We start from the raw sequence: 423 nt of genomic DNA on the forward strand, positions 1-423 counted from the left end.
AACCAGGCCTTTGACAGCCTGATCCCGGGACTGAAATTCCGCCGTTTCGACGCGGTCATGGCCGGGATGGACATCACGCCGGAGCGTGAAAAGCAGGTGCTGTTCTCTACCCCGTATTATGACAACTCGGCACTGTTCGTCGGCCAGCAGGGTAAGTTCACCAGCATTGACCAGCTGAAGGGCAAAAAAGTGGGCGTGCAGAACGGCACCACCCACCAGAAATTCATCACCGATAAACATCCGGAAATCACTACCGTGCCTTACGACAGCTACCAGAATGCGAAGCTGGACCTGCAGAACGGTCGTATCGACGCGGTCTTTGGTGACACCGCCGTGGTGACCGAATGGCTGAAGAGCAATCCGAAGCTGGCGGCCGTGGGCGATAAAGTGACCGACAAAGCCTATTTCGGCACCGGGCTGGGC

The 423-nt window shown here is 57.2% G+C and carries 1 protein-coding gene; it reads left to right on the forward strand.

Going from position 1 to position 423, the window contains the following annotated elements:
* Positions 1 to 423: transporter substrate-binding domain-containing protein (locus FJV41_RS56060; protein ID WP_141649647.1), on the forward strand; the 423-nt coding region annotated here is incomplete at both ends.

Origin of the sequence: Myxococcus llanfairpwllgwyngyllgogerychwyrndrobwllllantysiliogogogochensis, assembly GCF_006636215.1 — a bacterium.
GTDB lineage: Bacteria > Myxococcota > Myxococcia > Myxococcales > Myxococcaceae > Myxococcus > Myxococcus llanfairpwllgwyngyllgogerychwyrndrobwllllantysiliogogogochensis.